The following is a 15,894-nucleotide window of genomic DNA, read 5'->3' as shown; positions in this document are numbered from 1 at the left end:
AGACATATATTTGTTCGTTGGGATAGCCTTCTCTCAATTTGAAGCGACTAAAACTTGTGACTGATTTTTCTTTAAACGTTTAATGAGCAACAACGAAACCGCGGCACAAAATGCAGGTATCGCTAAAATACTTAAAATTTCAAAACTGGAGAGATTTAATGACATTAACCAGCCACCCATAATTGATCCCACAATCGACCCTGAGCGTCCTACAGCATTGGCCCAACTTACCCCTGTTGCACGACAATGTGTTGGATAAAAACTAGATGCAAAAGCGTTTGCTCCCACTTGCGAACCACTAATTCCTGCACCTACCCCAAACATGGCAAACATCAATAAAGCCGTATTTGCCTGTTCAATTCCAAACCCTAAACAAATCAGGAAAAAACCACCAAAAACATAAGCCGTACTTAAAATTTTGGTTGCATCCATCTTATCCATTAGCAGACCTAAGACAATGGCACCAATCGTTCCCCCTATTTGGAAAATTGAAGTCAGCCATGACGCATTGGATAAATTAAAGCCCTCATTGGTCAGTAAAGTAGGCATCCAACTTGAAATCATATAAATAATGAGAAGGCTCATAAAAAAGGTAAACCAAATCAAAAAAGTGCCTAGAGCAAAGCCTTTATTAAACAAATCTTTCAAACTTGATTTTTCGACTTCATTGACTGTTGGAACCAATGTAGGAGTGCTATTTAAATGCGGTGCGATACGGTGAATAATCTTTTCAATTTTCTCAGTGCCCTTCTTTTTAAGCACTAAAAATCGAATAGATTCAGGTAATAAAAAATATAAGAAAGGTACAGTCGCTAAAGGCAATACGCCCCCAATAAGCAAAATACCATGCCAACCGATATGGGGAAGTAGCTGAGCCGAAAAAATACCACCAAGAGCAGAACCAATGGTAAAGCCACAGAACATCATAGTTACAAGATTAGAGCGACGAGATGTAGGCGCATATTCAGACGTTAGAGTAATTGCATTGGGTAAAGCCCCACCTAGACCCAAACCAGTGAGAAATCTCCAAATAATTAGGGTTTGTAAATCTGCTGAAAAAGAGGCAAAAACACTGGCAATTCCAAACATAATCACCGAACCAATCAAAATCGGTTTGCGGCCTAATTTATCGGATAATGGCCCAAAAATGAGTGCACCTGCCATCAGTCCAAATAAGCCAGCGCCAAATAAAGGTGCTAAATCGGTTGCTTGCAACCCCCATTCTGCCTTTAAAGCAGGTGCAATAAATCCAACTGCTGCGGTATCAAACCCATCAATCGCAACAATCAAAAAACACAACCACATGATTAATTTTTGCAAAGACGATAGCGGTATTTCATCAATGAAACTTTGTACGTCTATAGAATTTTGAGACATGAGAGCTCCTTTAGCCAATACATTGGCGTATATGCAATCCTTAGCAAAGGTGCCCAACTGTATTTTTTATTTAGGTTGAGCACCTATTTCAATAAATCAGATCAATTTGATTTATTTCACATTCACCGTAATTCCAGTCAGTCCAGTAATGTCTGCACGCATAACATCACCTTTCACTACCGCACCCACGCCTTCTGGAGTTCCTGTAAAAATCAAATCACCTGCTTTTAGTTCAAATAGCGTAGACAAATTGGCAATCGTTTCGGCCACAGACCAAATCAGATGACTGACATCGCTGTGCTGTTCGGTTTTACCATTTACCGTTAAATGGATATCGGCATTATTGATTTCACCCGTTTGAGTAATCGGATGAATTGGGCCAACTGGTGCAGAAAAATCAAAAGCCTTACCGACTTCCCATGGTCGACCTTTTTCACGCATTGCCATCTGTAAATCACGGCGTGTCATATCTAAACCAACGGCATAGCCATAGATATAGTTCACTGCCTCCTCAACCGATATATTTTTGGCACCTTTACCAATTGCAACGACCAACTCGATTTCATAATGAAAATTTGAAGTTTCAGAAGGATATGGAATATCGACCGCATCTGTATTTACCGGAACAACCGACTCAAGATCATTTGGCTTACAAAAGAAAAATGGTGGTTCACGGTCTGGGTCAAAACCCATTTCACGAGCATGAGCAGCGTAGTTACGGCCAACGCAATACACACGGCGTACTGGAAATTTATGCTCTGAGCCGTGAATAAATAGACCCGCAGTGGTCATTGGTTCAAAAATAAAAGACATATGTAAATTCCTTCTATTAAGTTAATCACGACTTAAAATGCATCGGCCTGCTGTTCAGGTGCTGCTTTTTGAAATGTTTCTAAAGTCATGCAATGTTGGTAAATTTCATTAATGTTTGGATAAGCCGATAAATCGACTTTAAAACGCTCAGCAGAAACAACTTGTGGAACTAAATAGGCATCTGCAATGGTCGGTTGCTTGCCATAGCAGAACTTTTCACGATTCTGGTCTTGTTCCAAAATATGCTCCAAAGCCGTAAACCCATCCTGAATCCACTTGGCACACCATGCGTTGATTTGTGCATCATCTAGCCCTAAGTTCTGGCGTAAATATTCAAGAACACGCTTGTTATTTAAGGGATGAACATCGCAACCAACTAAAGCAGCAATGGCACGGACTTTTTCACGACCCAATGCATCTGTAGGTAATAAAGCAGGTTCGGGATATTGTTCTTCTAGCCATTCGATAATGGCTGGACTTTGCAACAAGTTTCCCGATTCAGTTTCAAGTACTGGTACAAACCCTTGCGGATTTAAAGCTTTAAAAGCAGCTTTATGGTGTTCATTTTTAGCGAGCGAGATATAAGTCGCTTCGTAAGCCAAACCCTTTAGGTTCAACACAATACGGGTTCGATGTGATGTGCCACTACGGAAAAAGCTATAAAGTTTCATGCCACATTCCCTTGATAGTTTTTCACTGCATCAAGGCAGTTATTGACATTCCAGCCATATAACCATTCCATTGCATCATAAAAACGTTCAGTAGGACGTCCACGCCACAAATCGTTGCGAACCAAGCGTTGCACACCTTTGGCATGGTAAATTTTGCCCATTTCACGTGAAGACAAAACAATGCGTGCTGTACGTGCCACACGTGCTTTTTGATAAATATCAAAAGCTTTTAATATGTCATGGTCGGTAACACGTAACGCTTCACCTAAAGTTACGGCGTCTTCCATCGCCATACATGCACCCTGCGCCATATATTGCGTGGTTGGATGTGCTGCATCACCAAGTAATGTCACACGGCCAAAAGTCCATGTTTCAATCGGTTCACGGTCTGCAGTTGCCCAGCGGCGCCAGCTTTTAGGTAACTCAATCAATTGGCGAGCTTTCGGGCAAATTCCTTTAAAATAAGACAGCACTTCTTCTTTAGAACCATCGGTTACCCCCCACTGTTCTTGCTCACGGCTATGGAACGTCACTACAACGTTATATTCCTTTCCACCGCGCAGTGGATAATGCACAAGATGGCAATTTGGCCCAACCCAAATACTGGCTGCATTCCATTTCAAATCTTCAGGAAACTCGCTTTCAGGTACAACAGCACGGTAAACCACATGACCTGTAACCAATGCTGGGTCACCCACATAGGTATCACGCACAACGGATTTAACACCGTCAGCACCGATAAGTGCCTGACCATGATATTGCGTACCGTTTTGATCAGTAATCGTTACGCCAGCATCACCTTGGTCAACTTTTTGAATATGACAATTAGTGATAATTTCCAAGTTGCCGTATTTTTTAGCACCTTCCACTAATGAACCATGAATATCGGCACGGTGAATCACCGCATATGGGTTACCAAAACGTTCACGGAATTTTTCATCGGTTGGAATTTTGCCGACCTGATATTCATCAATCGCATCATGCATGACCATATAGTCGGTATAGACCGCTTTACTGCGAGCAATTTCACCAATTCCCAGCGCATCAAAGGCATGAAATGCGTTCGGACCTAATTGAATTCCAGCACCGATTTCACCAATTTCAGGGGCTTGTTCAAAAACTTGTACCTTAAAACCTTGTTTTGCTAAAGCGAGTGCAGCTGCAAACCCACCAATGCCGCCACCAGCAATTAATATCGGTTGTTGAGTATTTGACATGATTTATATCCTTATAAAATATTCTATTTACTGGCGCTCACGCACAGAGTACAAACCCAGTTTCCGTTGTAAGGGTGCTTCATCTGCAATAAACAAATAACATGGTTGATCTGAGGTATTGATTAAATCAATATGAGAAAAACATGGTGCACATGCCGTATCAGCTTTATTTAAATTGAAATCTTTCTGATCAATTTTGACTTGGAGCTGACCGTCAATCACATGAAAAATTTGGGCAGTAGAGCGCGGTTGGAGCTGTAAAGTTTCATTTGGTCTGAGCATTAAAGCTGAGTAACCAATAATATTTTGGCAGTCATCACCAGTTTCAGGATTAATGTAAGTCACCTGAATTGGGGCTTGATGGTTTTTATCATCTGCAAGCGCATGCAAAACTTTTTTGGTTTCTTTCCAAGAGTAACGCATGATCGGATACGAGGTATTTTCACGGGTGAAATGTGCAGTTGGCACAATGCCAGTACCATAATAATGGGCATTTCCGGCACTGGTCACTTTTTGAATTTCACCCGGTTGTACATAAGAAGCCTCCATGTAATAAACCAAAGGTAAATCCAGTACATCTAACCAGATCACAGGCTCATCGCCATCATGTCCATGTTCATGCCAAAGTCCTGATGGAGTAAGGATTAAATCTCCATGCTCCATCATGCATTTTTGACCTTCAACAGTCGTATACGCACCTTCACCTTCAACAATCAGGCGCACTGCATTTGGGGTATGTCGATGTGATGGTGCCCACTCTTTTGGCAACAAAAGCTGCATGCCAAGATACATCACCGAACTGGCTTTCATATTTTCCAGACCATGTCCAGGATTTGCTAAAACCAATACACGGCGTTCAGCTTTTTCAATTGGTGTTAACTCACCGGCTTCGAGCAATAAAGGTTTAATATTCTGAAAATACCATGCGGTTGCTACGGTCTGCGGCATCGGTTTATGCGGAGGTAATACATTACGTAAACTTGGCCATAAAGGGACTAAATTTGATTCTTCAAGTTGACCACGATAACGTTTCGGCAAGTCATCTAACGTTGCTAACTGTTCCATTTCAGATCCTCTATTTACGGCCAATTGGTACAAGAATGCGTTGTACTTTTACGGCCTATTCTTCCTTGATCATCAATGTAACAATCGAAAATTGTTGAATCCATGCACAAAAAACAATAGTCTGTATTGATAAAATCAATACAAGGATATAAAAGTGTTTGATCTTGATACTCGGCTTTTGCAAATTTTCTTTGAAATTTATAAACATAGCAGTGTGTCTAAAGCTGCCGAACAGCTTGAAATTGGACAACCAACTTTAAGTATTGCGTTAAATAAATTACGTGAGCATTTTCAGGACCCACTTTTTGTCCGTATTGAAAATAAAATGCAACCTACTGAGTTATCTAAACAAATATATCCGCTGATTGTAGAAATTCTGAACCGACTAAAACTGGTTCAAAACTACAATATTGAATTTGATCCACAGACTTCAAATTATCAATTTAAAATCAGCATGACTGATATTAGCCATCTGGTTTTATTACCTAAACTGATCAATTATTTACGTGCCCATGCCCCCAATATTCGCCTAGAAATTGTCCCCATTGATGCCAATACACCAGTAATGATGTCAAATGGAGAGATTGATTTAGCCATTGGTTTTTTGCCTCAGCTTGAAGCAGGTTTTTATCAACAAACGCTTTTCCAACAACGTTATGTTTGCATTGCTAGTAAAGAACACCCGAGACTTACAGGTACAACGCTTTCAGATCAAGAATTTCGCCAAGAGCTACATGTCGATATTTTTGCAACGGGCGGGCACTACGTGCTGGAGCATGAGCTACAAAAATTGGGAGTAAGCCGAAATATTCTGGTTCGTTTGCCAAGCTATTTAGGAGTTGGCTTGGTTGTTCAAGACACAGACGCGATTGCGACTATTCCTCATTATTTAAGTCAGGTGCTTTTAGTCAGAGGGGGTCTAAAAGTTTTAGAACCTCCTTATCATTTTCCGACTTATAGCGTAAAGCAGCATTGGCATGCGCGAGTTCATCAAACACCAAGCAACCAATGGTTAAGAAGAGTATGTTTTGAACTTTTTTCTGAATAGAAAATTTAACAGACATTATTAAAAATCTAATAAAAACAAAAAGACTTTGCATAGATGAATAAGATTTCACTACACAAAGTCTTTATAAACTCTTTTTTAATTAATCTAAATTCATGGCAACCGATCTGGTTGCTTTACGCTTTCGCGTGACGAACAACCCACAAACAACCACAAGCGAAGTTACCCCTAAAGATAAAGTCGTTTCATAACTATAGGCCGGCGAGAAGAACATATAAGCCAACACACTTAAAATAATAATAATCACAAACCAAGTAAGCCACGGGAATAACCACATTTTAAATGGTATTTCCGCTCCAGCTGCCTCGAGCTTATGTCTTAAACGTAGTTGTGAGAACGCAATAACTAAGTACACCAATAAAGCAATTGACCCTGTACTTGAAAGCAATAAGCCAAATACTTTTCCGGGGAATACGTAATTGATAATACAACACACTAAACCAATAAAAGTTGAAGAAAATACTGCAATTGCAGGTACACCCGCATAATTGATTTTAGTTACGGCTTGTGGGGCTTCACTACGAGTACCCAAACGAAATAGCATACGGGAGGACGTATAAATTGCGGCATTCATACAACTCGCAACAGCAATAAATACAACTGTATCAATGATGAGTTTAGTGCCCGGTACGTTCAAGCTCATTAAAACGTATTGGAATGTCCCATATTTCTGTAAGTCCGGTGAACGCCAATCGACAAGTGAAACGGCAATGAACATTGAAACCACAAAGAAAAGAATAATACGGTACAGCACCAAGTTGGTAGCACGTCTAATTTTCTGTTTAGGGTTTGATGATTCTGCTGCGGCAATTGAGACAATTTCTACACCAAAGAATGAAAATGCCGTAATTAAAATTGCCGATAAAATGCCTCCCATACCGTGCGGCATAAAACCAGCATTATTGTATAAATTGGCAACACCGCTAACATTTTTAGCTAAAGGCCAAATACCTGAAATTGCCAAAATACCAATAATAATGAAACCGATAATGGCCACCACTTTGACCAAAGAAAACCAGAACTCAAACTCACCAAAACTTTTGGTACTAAAAAAGTTAGCCAAACTTAAGAACACAATAAAACAGAACGCATAGATAGAAACTGAAACGTTTGGAAACCATGAATGTAAAATTTCAGCACCTGCAATCGCTTCTACCGGAATCGCAAGCACCCAAAACCACCAATATAACCAACCAATCGTAAAGCCTGCCCAAGGGCCAATCGCTTTACGGGCATATGTAGAAAATGAGCCAGTATCCGGCTCTAAAACGGCCATTTCACCCAACATTCGCATCACCAGAAATACCATAATGCTGGTAATCAGGTATGCAAGAATCACCGCGGGGCCGGCCTTAGCAATTGCAGAAGATGAACCGACAAATAATCCTGCACCAATAACACCGCCAATACTAATCATTGTGATATGGCGATTTGAAAGTCCTTCGCCTAATTTTTTTGTTGTATCATTATTCATATTTCAATCCTTAAAAATATATCTATAAAAACAATCTATTACATGTTTAAAATCCTACGGTAATGAAAAAGGGAAAACTTAATGTTTTCCCCTTGTTGCAATAATTAATTTAAAGTTGGCATTGAAAATTGTTTTGCTTCACGGACCTGAGCAGATGGCCAACGTTGCGTAATGGTTTTACGGCGTGTGTAAAAACGGACGCCATCTGGACCATACGCATGTAAATCACCGAATAATGAACGCTTCCAACCACCAAAGCTATGGTAAGCAACAGGTACCGGTAAAGGTACATTAATACCGACCATACCAACTTGAATATGGCTACTAAAATAGCGTGCTGCTTCCCCATCACGGGTATAGATACAAGTACCATTACCATATTCATGGTCATTAATGAGTTGCATGGCTTCTTGCATAGTATTCACACGCATAACTTGCAACACAGGACCAAAAATCTCTTGCTGGTAGCTGGTCATGTTTGGTGTGACTTGATCAATTAAAGTTGGCCCAACAAAGAAGCCTTTTTCATAGCCTGCTAGTTTTACATCACGGCCATCTACCACAATTTTTGCGCCTTGCTGTTCTGCACTTTGAATATAGGCTTGTACCTTGTCTTTATGTGCTTGAGTAATCAGTGGGCCAAAATCATTGCTTGCATCTGCATAGTTACCAAACTTCAACTTTTTCATTTCTTGAGTCAGCTTATCAATCACGACATCGGCAACTTCATCACCAATGGCTACTGCTACTGACAATGCCATACAACGTTCACCTGAAGAACCAAAAGCTGCGCCTAACAATGAAGTGACTACGTTATCAATATCGGCATCAGGCATAATAATCGCGTGGTTTTTTGCACCGCCTAATGCTTGGCAACGTTTACCTGTTGAAGTTGCAGTACGGTAAATATATTCAGCAATTGGTGTTGAACCCACAAAGCTAACCGCCTGAATACGAGGATGATGCAATAAGGCATCTACCGCTTCTTTGTCACCATTGACCACATTAAACACGCCGTCAGGTAAACCCGCTTGTTTTAATAATTCTGCAAGGTATAAAACCACAGAAGGCGCTTTTTCAGAAGGTTTTAAAATAAAGCAGTTACCGCAGACCAGTGCCATTGGGAACATCCATAAAGCCACCATGGCTGGGAAGTTAAACGGTGTAATGCCAGCCACAACACCTAACGGTTGGAACTCGCTCCATGAGTCGATATCTGGACCGACATTTTTTGAATATTCCCCTTTTAAAAGCTCTGGTGCGCCACAAGCATATTCAACATTTTCAATACCACGTTGTAATTCGCCTTGAGCATCATGAGAAATTTTACCGTGCTCTTGTCCAATCAAAGCGCAAATCTTTTCGGCATTTTGCTCTAATAATTGTTTGAACTTAAACATGACACGCGCACGTTTAATGACTGGTGTATCGCGCCATGCAGGAAATGCTTGCTCGGCTACCTGAACTGCTTCATTTACCGTTTGAGCATCTGCAATTTCGACTTCTTTACTAATTTCACCCGTCGCAGGATTGTAAACTGGCTGTTTTCTTGCCGTTTTAGATACAATTCTTCCTTGAATGAAATGCCCTAGCACTTTTTTGGCTTGTTCACTATGCGTACTATTTTCAGTTGAAACTTCTTCATAGCTAAAATCTTCTAGGCCATTTGTCATTGTTGTTACTCCTTACTACAATTAGTTTTTAGATCAAACTGTATTTTCCATTTAGTTTTTTGAGCATCTATAGACACTACCGATGCTCTTAAAATATCTATAAGCCTTAATTCACTTGATAAAGTGCATCGCCAACGGCATTCAATAAGCGGTCTATATCTGCTTCTGTACTGTTAAACATTGGACCGAACTGAAGCGTGTCTCCTCCAAAGCGAACATAGAATCCTTCTTTCCAAAGTTTCATACCAATCTCGAAGCCTCGGATTGTGGCATCGCCATCACGCGGAGCTAACTGCAACGCACCAATCAAACCACAATTACGAATATCTAAAATGTGCGGTGCGCCTTTTAAGCCATGCAGCATTTTTTCAAAAGTTGGTGCTAACGCCGCAGATTGAGCTAACAGGTTTTTCTTTTCTAAAACTTCAAGCGCAGCTAAAGCAGCCGCACAAGCGACTGGATGCGCCGAATAGGTATAACCGTGAGTAAATTCAATGGCATGTTCCGGCAAGTCTTGTTGCATAAAGGCAGAGTAAATTTCATGGCTTGCCACCACGCCACCTAAAGGTATGGCACCATTGGTCACCTGTTTCGCAAAGTTCAAAATATCTGGTGTTACCCCAAAGTATTCTGCCCCTGTCCACGTTCCTAAACGCCCAAAACCTGTAATCACCTCATCAAAAATTAACAAGATGTCATGCTGATCACAGATCTCTCTTAAACGTTGTAAATAGCCCGTTGGAGGTACAATACAACCCGCCGAACCAGAAATAGGTTCAACAATTACGGCTGCAATATTTGAAGCATCGTGTAGTTCAATTAACTTAAGCATTTCATTGGCAAGCTCTACCCCACCTGTTTCTGGACAGCCTTTAGTAAAAGTTAAATTCGGCTGCAAGGTATGCGGTAAATGATCTACATCCATAAGCTGACCAAACATTTTACGGTTGCCACCAATACCGCCTAGGCTTGTCCCCGCAACGTTTACACCATGATAGCCACGCGCACGACCGATCAATTTGGTTTTACTCGGTTTACCTTTAATACGCCAATACGCACGTGCCATTTTGATCGCGGTATCTGCCGACTCTGACCCCGAGTTGGTAAAGAAAACATGTTGTAATTTTTCAGGCATATGCTGAACAATTTTATCTGCCAACTTAAAAGACAACGGATGACCAAACTGAAAAGCTGGTGAGTAGTCAAGCTGACCTAATTGTGCACTTACCGCTTGTTGAATTTCAGGAAGCGTATGACCAGCACCACAAGTCCATAGGCCTGAGAGTGAGTCATAAATTTCACGGCCCGAATCATCAATTAGGTATGATCCTTTTGCGCCCACAATCATGCGCGGATCTTTAGCAAAGTTTCGATTTGCTGAGAAAGGCATCCAGTGTGCTTGATAATTTATGTGCATATTATTATTAGGTTGAGCCGCATCCAAAGTATGCTCAGAGTCGCTGAATTTATCCGTATCAAACATAACCATTCCTGTTTATTTTCAAATTATGGTTTGAGTGTACATAGCGAGATAAGTTTGATAAATTCAAATTATCTTGAGTTTAGATTTAAAAAAACAAAACTAAATGAAACCTAAAAAATTAAATCAAGTCACTGATTTTGATATTAAATTACTCAAAATATTTAAAACGGTTTGTGACTGTCATAGCTTTACATCTGCCGAAAGTATTTTAGGTATTAGCCGTTCTGCAATCAGTTTGCATATGAGTGATTTAGAAAATCGTCTGGGCATTCGACTATGTCAACGTGGTCGTGCTGGATTTGCCCTCACCGACGAAGGACGGGAAATTTTAGAATATATCGAAGTACTCACAGCAGCGATTGAAGACTTCCGTTCTAAAGTTAACCAAATGCATAACCGTCTTAAGGGTGAGTTTAATATCGGAATTATTAACAACCTTGTGACGATGCCAAGAGGCTATATCACCAATACGTTGACCCAACTTGCAGAGGAACATGCCGAGGTTATTATTAATATCAGTATGAGTACTCTGTCAGATATTGAATGCCGTGTACTCGATAACCGTTTGCACGCAGGCGTTATTCCACTTGTTACGCCTTTGTCTGGTCTAGACTATTTCGATTTATATAGTGAAAGTTCATTTTTATATTGTGGCAAAAATCATCCCTTGTTTAGCCATTGCAGCAACATGAATCTAGATGAGTTAAAAACATGGCAAGCAATCCTTCCTAATTATGCCATCACACCAGAAGCGGCAAAGTTGCATCAGCTTTTAGACTGTAAAGCGACAGCAAGTGACCGTGAAGGCATCGCATTTCTGATTTTAACTGGAAAATTCTTGGGTTTTTTACCCGACCACTATGCAAAAAAATGGGTTGAAGATGGGGTTATGCAAGCTGTTTCAAAGGAGAAAATGCATTACAGCACACCTATTTGTTTAATTACTCACAAGGGCAAAAATCATAATATTATTTTAAAAACCTTTATGGAGATGCTTGAGAAGCGGATTGTTGATAATTAAAAAAAAGAGACCAATTAATGGTCTCTTATTTCTCTATACTTGATTCATTTTAGTAAACAATAAAATACATGAATTCTTATTTACAAATAAAACCAAGTATCTCATTTTTTAGGAATACCGCATTCAATACAGAGATTAATAAGATTAAAATTTGTCAATAAAAGAAATTTTTCTCTTAACAAGGGCCTACTTTTATTCTGCCCACCACAATTTTTCATTACCCTTTTCATCTCTATCTACCCAAACTGGCCAAAAAGGGCAATATTCTTCACTGTTAAGCATAAACCATACATGTACACCACCAATATCCTCACAAGACTCTTCGGATATAGGAAAAATTAAGCTAAATTCAGATAAAACTCCTGAAATTTCATCATCTAGTATTTTATTGTTTCTAGCTAATTTTAGTTTATTTTCTAAAAGTAACTTCCTCAACATATTGAAAAAAAATTCTTTTTTCAAAGCAAAATTATTTATTAAACTTACTGGCAAACCGATATTTCGTTCCAAGCTGTCAATTGCATCCCACAGCCATCCTAAATGATGATATTTGGCTTCTTGAAAATTTAACATATAGTCAATTTGATCATCATTAAATTCAAAATTATTCATGATATGCCCACTTATCTAAATTTAATTTCATATTTATCCTTACTTGAAATACTTTTCAAACTTGGATTATTTTTTATTTCCAAGGTCCATCGAGCCTTTGTAGCTGCAGCAGAACTTGAAATATTTCTCAGAATGATTTGTTGGCCATTACTTAAATTTGCCATATAAATTTGTTTTTCACCATTTCCTACCGCTTTAAGAGGAACTGTACCAGCTAATTGCTGCGCATACTCTTTAATATTATTAGATGTTAATTTTTGGCTATCCAATATAACAGTTGTCTGACTATTTACAGGATTGTAGCCTTTTTTAATGTCTAACCCTGCAATTGTTAACGTATTTCTTGAGTTTGTCTTTGTAAAAAGCTCTGTAATTTCTTTTTCAGGTGCAATATACGTCACACGTTTAATAACTTTCTTGCCCCCTTCCGAAACAATTCCCAAACCTTTACTTGTTAAGTTTCCAAGAATGGCACGCTCAACATAAGCCGTACCTTTTTCAATAGCTAATTGTTCTAAAGATTTTTTACCATCAACAACGTCTTGTACATCTCTATAAATTTGGTATGCACTATAAGCTCTATCTGCAATCATTACTGCAGCAATTAATGGCACCCAAAAAGCATTATTAGTAACAGCTGTTTCTGAGGCTTGCTGTGCAATAGCAGTATCATATCCTGTTGCTGCCGCTATCGTAACAGCCATTGCATTACTAATATTAGTTATTAATTTTTGATCACTAGAATATTGTTTCATATATTCTGCAACACTTTCTCCAACTGCAGCGCCAATTGCACCAGCAACACATTCACCACCTCCAATTACAGCCCCAGTACAACCTGCTGTAGCATGAGCAACTTGGCTTAAAATATTTTTCATTAATCCATCAGAAATAATTTCTTTGTTCAAATGAATCTGATTAGCCATCGTTCCTTGAATAGCTGTCCCCAATGACTGATAAAGTAAATCCTCTAAACCATCTGAGAAGCTTTCCCCTGTAATAGTTGAATTTATTCCTGTCCTGATTGTTGTTTCAATAATTGCCGTTGCTGTTTTTGCTGCGAGATTCATTAATACGTCAGGTGTATTACCTAAAGCTTTCAAAGACTCCATTGTGGCTGTACCACCAACTTTATCTAACAATCCAGCTGTCACCACGGCTGTTGCTAAATTCCTAACTGTATCTTTAGAACCCAAATCTTTTAGTGTCTGTGTAACATTTCCCTGATTATTTACTAAGCCGATAGAGGCTTGAGTTGCTATAGAAGTTAAAGCCGCATTAACCATTATTCCTGTGGTGGTATAAGTCGTTACTCCCGCCGCAGTAGTAGTTGCTAAAGTCATCCCTCCAAATGTTGTAATTGTTCCTCCTCCAGCTGCAGCTACAGTTGTTGTCCCCACTGCTGCTGTGGTCGTTCCTGCACCAGCTGCGGCAGTAGTCCCAATCAATGCTGTTCCTGCTCCATAAGTTAAAACGGCAACAATAATTGCAATAATTGCTGCCCCAGCACCTGTTAAACCTTGTGATTTATAGTCCCAATCTTTTTGGGTTAATAAAACTGTTTGCCAATCAACATCTTTTCGGTTAACTAATTCTTTAAGATATGTATTTCCTGGCTGATTAGCCAGTTTTAGAATTTCATCCCTCAATTCAACTTTATTAGCATCTTTTTCACTTATTGGAACTTGTACACTCAAACCACCTGCTGCTTTAAAGGTAGGTAAAACTGGGCCGTTAAAACTCGGTAATTGAGCAGTTTCAGTAATAGAACCTTTATCCTGCATAGCCTGCCAAGCTAATGAGCTTTTTTCTTTTTTTAAGAGCTCTGTAATAGATGTCTTAGCGGCTATTAATTCAAGTGTTCCTCCAGTTTCAATCGTTGCACCTTTTAAATATTCAAACTCTGTTCCAACAAGCTTCGTCTTATCAACTGCTTGCGTATTAATATAATCTGCTTTTAAATTTGCAGGTAATTCACTAATCTGAGTTCGTGTTGTATTAGTAGTAGTTTTTGATGAGCCCAAAAGTGAGATAAGTTTAGAATATGAGGTTTTCTTTGTAACATCTACTGTACTGCTAGAAGATTCTTCCACAGTGTAAAAGTTAAGATTCCCGCCAGATTTAATCGAAATTGTTCCGCCCTCGGCAGTAAAGCGCCCAGAGTAAATATCAATATTATTATCTGGTGTCTTAGCATCTACAGATGGATCTAATTTCTTTGTCTCAATAGAAATATTCTTTGCAGAAATATCAACTGAAGCTGCATTGGTGTCATTATTTTCTGAAACAGTCGTAATATACTTTTTCTTTAAACCACCCCATGATTTTTTCTTTTCAGTAGTCGTAGTCAGATCATAGCTTTGCTCAATAGCTGCATCAAATAAAATACTTTTATTTGATTCTATTTTTACGTCACCATTTTTTGAAGTAATACCAGTAGCTTGTAAAACCAAGTTATCATCTTTGGTTTTACCCACCGTTCTTATATTAACTCCTTTATCACCATTAATAATGGTAGGACTGACTAGTGTTCGGAAACTATAATTCCCTTCACCTTCAGTACCTTTCTCATAAAAATCTGTATGACCATCAATAATAATACTTGCATTTAATGATTTTAGTGGCTGATTAGCCCCAGTACTAATTGAAGATTTATACTGTTCAGATAAAACTCCACTTGCTTCTAAATTAACCTGCCCCGATTGAGCAGAAATATTTCCACCACTAATAGATAAACCTTTAGCAGAAGTAATATTTATATTTCCTGATAAGACACTAAAACCAACTTCTGAATGTTCAGAACCCTCAACTTCTTCTTCAAAATATTTTAAATTATCTTCAACATCTTTAATTGATAATTTTATTTTATTTGATAATCCATTAATTTCTGGATATTTTTCTTCAAGTTGATTTTGTTTTTTTATTGATTCCTGTAATAATTTTTGACCTACCGACCTAGTCAATGAATATTTCATCATTTCTTCGATTTTTTTTCTACCTTTAAGAATTTCATCTAGTTCATTTTTATATTCATTATAACGGGGTTTATTTACCAAATTAATTTCTTCTTTTTCCAATACTGCTCTTAAACTATATAATTCTTTTATAAAGTCTTCTTTATATTTTAAACTTCTAATATTTTCTAGACTATTTTTTACTCCATCAACTAACACATCATCTTTACTTGAAACGATCTTAATATCTTTTTGTGCAATTAACTGTGAACCTTGAATATCAACTTTAGCACCTTCTAAATTGATACCGCCATTTGCTGTATCCAACTTAACAAATTGTTCCGATCCATTACCAGTTGTTCCTCCATAGCCTTTTAAAGTTAAAGTGCCAGTTTTAGAAACAAGTTCAATATCACCCACCGCTTTTAAACTATAAACTTTTGGGTCAATGGTTAAGTTAGAATTGGT

General features: G+C 38.7%; 12 protein-coding genes. 2 read left to right on the top strand and 10 right to left on the bottom strand.

From position 1 onward, the window contains the following. Nucleotides 1-33: 33 nt before the first annotated feature. The 5 genes from KTJ10_RS00060 to KTJ10_RS00040 form a co-directional block, all read right to left on the bottom strand. Complete coding sequence (locus KTJ10_RS00060) at nt 34-1,377, bottom strand: MFS transporter (RefSeq protein WP_199993312.1); 1,344 nt, start codon at nt 1,375-1,377, stop codon at nt 34-36. 111 nt (nt 1,378-1,488) lie between these two features. Continuing rightward, nucleotides 1,489-2,190, bottom strand: coding sequence for a fumarylacetoacetate hydrolase family protein (locus tag KTJ10_RS00055; protein WP_262441025.1), 702 nt, complete (start codon nt 2,188-2,190; stop codon nt 1,489-1,491). Between the two features lie 32 nt (nt 2,191-2,222). Then, entirely contained in the window at nt 2,223-2,861 is a 639-nt protein-coding gene (maiA, locus tag KTJ10_RS00050) for a maleylacetoacetate isomerase (RefSeq protein ID WP_262441024.1), read from the bottom strand. Further along, nucleotides 2,858-4,078, bottom strand: coding sequence for a 3-hydroxybenzoate 6-monooxygenase (locus KTJ10_RS00045; protein ID WP_262441023.1), 1,221 nt, complete (start codon nt 4,076-4,078; stop codon nt 2,858-2,860). Before KTJ10_RS00045 ends, maiA begins: the two co-directional genes overlap by 4 nt. A gap of 27 nt (nt 4,079-4,105) precedes the next feature. Then, a complete protein-coding gene (locus KTJ10_RS00040) occupies nt 4,106-5,143 on the bottom strand; it encodes a cupin domain-containing protein (protein WP_199993318.1) in 1,038 nt (345 codons plus the stop codon). A gap of 154 nt (nt 5,144-5,297) precedes the next feature. On the opposite strand from KTJ10_RS00040, the gene KTJ10_RS00035 reads away from it, so the two are divergent. Beyond that, nucleotides 5,298-6,191 (top strand): LysR family transcriptional regulator, encoded by an 894-nt coding sequence (locus tag KTJ10_RS00035; RefSeq protein ID WP_262441022.1) that lies wholly within the window; start codon nt 5,298-5,300, stop codon nt 6,189-6,191. A gap of 100 nt (nt 6,192-6,291) precedes the next feature. On the opposite strand, the gene KTJ10_RS00030 is transcribed toward KTJ10_RS00035, so the two are convergent. From KTJ10_RS00030 to KTJ10_RS00020, 3 genes are all read right to left on the bottom strand, one after another. Next, complete coding sequence (locus tag KTJ10_RS00030; protein ID WP_262441021.1) at nt 6,292-7,683, bottom strand: amino acid permease; 1,392 nt, start codon at nt 7,681-7,683, stop codon at nt 6,292-6,294. Between the two features lie 104 nt (nt 7,684-7,787). After that, the gene (locus KTJ10_RS00025) at nt 7,788-9,356 is read right to left on the bottom strand and encodes a CoA-acylating methylmalonate-semialdehyde dehydrogenase (RefSeq protein ID WP_262441020.1); all 1,569 of its coding nucleotides are present in this window, start codon (nt 9,354-9,356) and stop codon (nt 7,788-7,790) included. A gap of 106 nt (nt 9,357-9,462) precedes the next feature. Further along, nucleotides 9,463-10,845 carry an aspartate aminotransferase family protein gene (locus tag KTJ10_RS00020; RefSeq protein WP_262441019.1) on the bottom strand — a complete coding sequence of 461 codons (1,383 nt, stop codon included), beginning with the start codon at nt 10,843-10,845 and terminating at the stop codon, nt 9,463-9,465. A gap of 97 nt (nt 10,846-10,942) precedes the next feature. Here KTJ10_RS00020 and KTJ10_RS00015 point away from each other — a divergent pair, with 97 nt between their 5' ends. Beyond that, nucleotides 10,943-11,860, top strand: coding sequence for a LysR family transcriptional regulator (locus tag KTJ10_RS00015; protein ID WP_262441018.1), 918 nt, complete (start codon nt 10,943-10,945; stop codon nt 11,858-11,860). 192 nt (nt 11,861-12,052) lie between these two features. On the opposite strand, the gene KTJ10_RS00010 is transcribed toward KTJ10_RS00015, so the two are convergent. After that, nucleotides 12,053-12,472 carry a DUF596 domain-containing protein gene (locus tag KTJ10_RS00010; protein WP_199976959.1) on the bottom strand — a complete coding sequence of 140 codons (420 nt, stop codon included), beginning with the start codon at nt 12,470-12,472 and terminating at the stop codon, nt 12,053-12,055. Nucleotides 12,473-12,483: 11 nt separating this feature from the next. Then, nucleotides 12,484-15,894: DUF637 domain-containing protein (locus tag KTJ10_RS00005; RefSeq protein ID WP_262441017.1), on the bottom strand; the 3,411-nt coding region annotated here is incomplete at its 5' end.

Origin of the sequence: Acinetobacter sp. WU_MDCI_Abxc222 (genome assembly GCF_025514755.1) — a bacterium.
GTDB lineage: Bacteria > Pseudomonadota > Gammaproteobacteria > Pseudomonadales > Moraxellaceae > Acinetobacter > Acinetobacter geminorum.
This window is presented reverse-complemented; position numbering and strand designations above follow the sequence as displayed.